The organism is Cellulomonas sp. ACRRI (assembly GCF_022346185.1).
Classification (GTDB): domain Bacteria; phylum Actinomycetota; class Actinomycetes; order Actinomycetales; family Cellulomonadaceae; genus Cellulomonas.
On the sequence record NZ_JAKRMS010000193.1, the window covers coordinates 1 to 5,369 of the forward strand.

Sequence of the window (5,369 nt, forward strand, 5' to 3'; positions counted from 1 at the left end):
CGCCGATGAGCAGCGGGATCGCCCCGCTGGCGTCCCAGGCGAAGTGCTGGGTCCGTGCGGTGGCCGCCCGCGTCTCCTCGGGCTCGGCGGCCGACGGCGTCACGGGCTCGGCGTCCCGCGGGTCCAGGAACGAGGCCGTCGCCGGGTCGTACCAGCGGGCGCGCAGGTAGAGCAGCCCGTTCGCGTCGCACCGTTCGCCGGCGAAGCCGAACTCCGTCACGGGTCGGTCAGGTGCTCGTGACGATGTAGATGAGCGAGATCGCCGTGGGGATGAGGGCGTAGAGGAAATCTAGGTCGCGGGGCTGCGATCGCGCAGCGGGCACCCAGTCGTCGGGCCTACCAGCTGCGACCCACCGTGCGTGATCTCGACGGAACAGACCACGCCGGTACACCGTGATCTGGAGCAGGAGGAAGACCCCGTACATCGTCGGGATCAGTAGAGTGCCGACGGCGACTCGGAAGATGGTGTCCCCAGCGCTCCCGTCCTCGAGAACTCCGAGCGCCAGCATGAGCCAACCGACGAGGCACGAGAGCGCCGTCGCTGATCCGAAGACACACATCGGGATCGCGCCGAACTCGTAGGCGTCAGATCGCGAATCCATCTCGACCGGGGGAGCGCCGAATGCGGAATCGCACATGCGCGCGACTCTCGCCGAGACTGCTCCAGGACCCCGCTGCCGCGATGGAGTTGTCAAGCGAACGAAAGGGTAAAACGCGAGGAAGAAGAGCCTCCATGTGAGTGTGTTGCTTGTCATCGGGAAGTATGCGACACGGCGCCGCGTCTTCAGATGAGGCGAGCGCACCATGCTGCCCTCCACGCCGATCCGTAGTTGGCTGCTGGTGAGATAATCCAGCGATCGATGGCTTCGACGTACTGGGTTCCTCGGCGGACCTGACTCGCCGTCATCCGAGTCAGGTTCCCGGTGGCGCGAGAGGCGGCCCTGATCATCCCCGCGGCGCTCCGGCCGACAGCGGATCCGACGCCGGGGATGATCCCTGCACCGCTCAGAATGATGTCGATGGCGGGGTCTCCGTTCCGGATCCGGGTGGCCGTCGCCACGGCTGCGACTCCCACCGCGGCAGCTGCGACGGCGGGTGCCGCCGGGCCGCTCACGATCGCAAGCACACCGAGCCCGAACGCGATCTTGTCCCAGGTGTCTGCCGAGAGCAGCCCGAGCGGGTCCGTGAACTGGAGAGGGTTGCCGCGCGTGTACCCGTAGGCGGTGCGGGTTAGCTCCACCAGCGGGTCGACGCTCAGGAACGATGCGGTGGCGGTGTCGTACCAGCGGGCGCGCAGGTAGAGCAGCCCGCTGGAGTCGGTCCGCTCGCCGGCGTATCCGAACTCGGAGATGTCCGAAACCGGGGCCAGCCCTGTGCTCAGGGCCTGCCCGTACGGCTGGTAGTCCGTGCCCGCGACCACCGCGCCCGCCTCGTCCGTCACCATCCGGACGGAGCCGATGCCGTCTGTGTGCAGGTAGCGGACCGTGCCATCGGCTTCGCGCTGGGCGGCGGGCGTGGTGCCCGAGAGGTAGAGGAAGCTGCGCTCGCCGTCGCCGATGAGCAGCGGGATCGCCCCGCTGGCGTCCCAGGCGAAGTGCTGGGTCCGTGCGGTGGCCGCCCGCGTCTCCTCGGGCTCGGCGGCCGACGGCGTCACGGGCTCGGCGTCCCGCGGATCGTCGACCTCTCCCTCGGGCTCGCCGGGGTTGTCGACCGCGGTGCCAGAGTCGGGGTCGGGCTCGGGCCCGTCTTCGACGCCCGGCTCGGTCGGCGGGGCAGCCGGGTCCTCCTCGTGCTCGGCGGTGGCGTCGTCCGGACCGGCGGCATCGTCGGTCTCGGCGGTCGGCAACGGTGCTGACTGGTCCTGCGGCTCCGTCGTCGGCTGGACCGCCTCGGCAACGGTGGCCGCCACCTTCGTCGTGCTGGCCAGCAGGCCGTCACCGTCGTAGGTGTGCGTCCACGAGGTGTCCGCGTCGCCGACGGCGGCAAGCCGGTTCGCGGCGTCGAACGTGAGCACGAGGTCGCGCCCGGGTGAGGTCTCCCGGGTGCGGTTGCCGCGGCCGTCGTGCTCGAACCGGGTCTCGACGCCGTCGAGCGTCGCGATCGCGACCTGTCCGGCGGGGTCGTAGTCGAGTCGAGTCCCGTCGGTCAGCAGCGTGACCCGGTCCGCGGCGTCGAAGCCGACCTCTCCGGCGGTGGAGCCCGAGACCGTACTGAGCCGGGCCTGTGCGTCCCACTCGTAGGTGCTGGACCGCGTCACGCCGTCCGCCCGGGCGGAGGTCTCCGAGGACAGCAGCCCCGCGGGGGAGTAGGTCCAGGCCAGGTCGAGCAGCGCGGTCCCGCCGCTGGTGGTCGTGGCCCGCTTCGTCCGCCCAGCGCTGTCATAGGTCTGCCGCTCGGTCACGCCGTTCGGGTAGGTGACCGTGGCGAGCCGCCCGTCGTCGTCCCAGGTGAGGTCGTAGCGCCCGCCGTCCCAGTCGGTGACCGCCACGAGCTGCCGGGCGGCGTCGTATTCGCGCGCGACCACCGACCCGTCCGAGTGGGTGAGCGTGGCGAGGTCGTCGCGCGACGTCCAGCCGTACCGGACCGTGCCCTGCGGGCCTGCGACCTCCAGGGTGCGCCCGGCACCGTCGTACGCATAGCGCGTGGTTCCGGTGGTGTCGGTCATCGAGGAGCGTCGGCCAGCGGCGTCGTACGTGAACGCCGTGCGGTCCTGGCCGCCGTAGTCGACCTCGACGACGCGTCCGGCGGCGTCGTAGCCGTGGGTGGTCACCGTCCCGTCCGGGGCGGTGACGGTGACGACGTTCCCCACGGCGTCGTACCCGAACGTCGTCGTGCGTCCGGCGTCGTCGGTCAGAGCGGTCACCTGCCCGACCGCGTCGTAGGCGTAGGTGGTGGCCCGCCCGTCCGCGTCGGTGTACGACGTGAGCCGACCGGCGAGGTCGTACGCGTACGTCACGGACGTCCCGTCGGACCGGGTGACCGACAGCGTCTGCCCGGCGGCGTCCCGCCCGGTCGTGGTGGTGCGACCATCGGCATCCACGACCGTCTCCGGCCGGCCCGCCCGGTCGTAGTCGATCGACGTGGTGCCGCCGAGCGGGTCGCGAGTCGAGACGTGCTGGCCAGCGGCGTCGTACCCGTGGACGGTGAGCGCCCCCGAAGGCAGCGTCTCTCCGGTCATCCGGCCGGCGCGGTCGCGGGTGTACCGGACGGTGCGGTTGAGCCCGTCGGTGACTGCCATGAGCGCGCCGTCGGGGTCGTACGCCCAGCGGGTCGTATCGCCCTCCGGGTCGGTCTCCGCGACCAGGCGCCCGGCGGGGTCGTGCTCCAGGAGCGTGACCGCCCCGGTCGGATCGGTCGTCGCGGTCGGACGACCCAGCGCGTCGTACTCCGTCCGGTGTTCGGCGCCGTCGGGTCCGACCTCGCGCAGCACGTTGCCCGCCGCGTCGAGGTCGAACGACGTGGTGCCGCCGTCGGGCTCGGTCACGGAGGTGACCCGGCCAAGCCCGTCCCGCGTGTACGTGGTGGTGCCGCCGCGGGCGTCGGTCTCGGAGACGGTCTGGCCGGTCGGGTCGACCGTGCGGGTCACGGTCGCGCCGTCGGCCTCGGTGATGGTGACGACGTTCCCCCGGGCGTCGTAGCCGAACGTCGTCGTGTGGCCGAGCGGGTCGGTCGTGCTCGCGACGGTGCCGTCCGCGTTCCGGACGTGCGCGGTGACCGCGCCGAGGGGGTCGGTCTCCGAGACGAGGTTGCCGGCCGCGTCGTAGCCGTACGCCCAGGTGGCGCCGGTGGCGTCGGTCCTGGTGAGCAGGTTGTCGTGGTCGTCGTAGGTGGAACGGGTCACGCGACCGAGCGGGTCGACCTCGGTGAGCACGTTGCCGTGGGCGTCGTGCGTGTACTGGGTGATGCGGCCCACCGGGTCGGTGACCGCGGCGACGTGGTTCGTCGGGCCGTAGACGTACCGGGTCGTCGCTGCGCGGGAGGTGCCGTACCCGATCGTCTCGGCGACGAGCTGGCCGTCCGAGTACTCCTCGACGGTGACCGAGCGGTCCGGGCCCGTGATCGTCGTCTTCCCGGTCGTGTAACCGAAGGTCGTGACGTTGCCGAGGGGGTCGGTCTGCTGGGCGACCCGGGACTGCGAATCGTAGATGTTGCGGTGCTCGCCGCCGAGCGCGTCGATGAGCGCGACGATGCGGTGCTGGGTGTCGTACTCGTAGCCGCGGGTGCTGCCGTCCGGCATCGTCACCTCGGTGAGGTCACCGTCCGGCGAGTACGCGTAGGAGACGGACCGGCCGGCGCTGTCGGAGATGCCGACGATCCGTCCGTCGGACCAGCGCACGGTGAGGGACCGGCCGCGCTGGTCCGCCGCCGAGACGAGGCGCCCTTCGGCGTCGCGGGTCAGGCCCACGGTGTTGCCGTTGCGGTCCTCGATGCGCAGGAGCCGGCCCGACGCGTCGAAGACGAACCCGTCCCCGCCGTGCCGCCGCAACCGGTACGTGCCGTCGGCGTTCCGGACGAGCGTTGCCAGCACCCGGGCGGCGGTGACGAAGCCACCCGCCTCGTCACGCGCGAACACGATCGTCGAGCCGTTCTCCTGATGGACCTCGATCCACGGGGCGTCCGCGAGGTCGTCACCCTCGTCCGGGACGAGCGACATGGAGTAGCCGAACGTCCAGCCGTGCCCGAGGCCGAGGTCGGTCTCTGCGCGCGAGGTGCCGTAGCTGCGGGTCCAGGCGGGCGCGAGCAGGTCACCCTCGATGCTGAGGTCGACGGAGTTCTCGAACAGCTCCCCGGTCGCGCTGTTCACCGGGTCGCCGTGGCAGCGCTGCGTCACCTGCTGCGACGGGTTCGCGCCACCCGACGTCTCGCACCGCTGGTTGGGGCCGCCGAGCGTGGGGCCGACGAACGTGTTGCTGACCGCCTGGACGTCGACGTTCGGACCGCGTGGCGAGGCTACGACGGCTCGGTAGACCCGGGGCCCGCCCTCCGGCATGAGGATCCGCCACGAGCACCGGTAGGACGAGGCGCTGGCGCAGGTGTCGACCGATCGGCCCGTCGTGGCGTCGACCAGGTGGGCCACGTAGTGGCCGGCGGTGTTCTGGACGAGCTGGTTCATCGTGGCCGTGAAGGTCACGTACTGCCCCGAGGCGGCCTGGCTGACGCTGGAGGCGAGGGTGATGGTCCAGGGGGTGCGTTGGACGGTGATGGTGTTGGAGATGGCTTGGACGTCGATGTCGGGGCCGTTGGGTGAGGCGATGACGGCGCGGTAGTCGCGGGGTCCGCCGGTGTAGTAGCGGGTCTTGACGTGGCAGAGGCGCACGCCGCCGGTGGTGTCGCAGGTGCCGGCGACGGTGCCGGTGGTCAGGTCTTGG

At 71.5% G+C, this 5,369-nt stretch carries 3 protein-coding genes; all 3 read right to left on the reverse strand.

The window, feature by feature from the left end; translation table 11 throughout:
* On the reverse strand, nucleotides 1–220 hold a 220-nt coding region (locus MHY85_RS20075; RefSeq protein ID WP_239199987.1), incomplete at its 3' end, for a hypothetical protein.
* Nucleotides 221–227: 7 nt separating this feature from the next.
* On the reverse strand, nucleotides 228–638 hold the full coding sequence (locus MHY85_RS20080; RefSeq protein ID WP_239199989.1) for a hypothetical protein: 411 nt from the start codon (nucleotides 636–638) through the stop codon (nucleotides 228–230).
* A 146-nt stretch (nucleotides 639–784) separates the two neighbouring features.
* Nucleotides 785–5,369: RHS repeat-associated core domain-containing protein (locus tag MHY85_RS20085; protein ID WP_304519017.1), on the reverse strand; the 4,585-nt coding region annotated here is incomplete at its 5' end.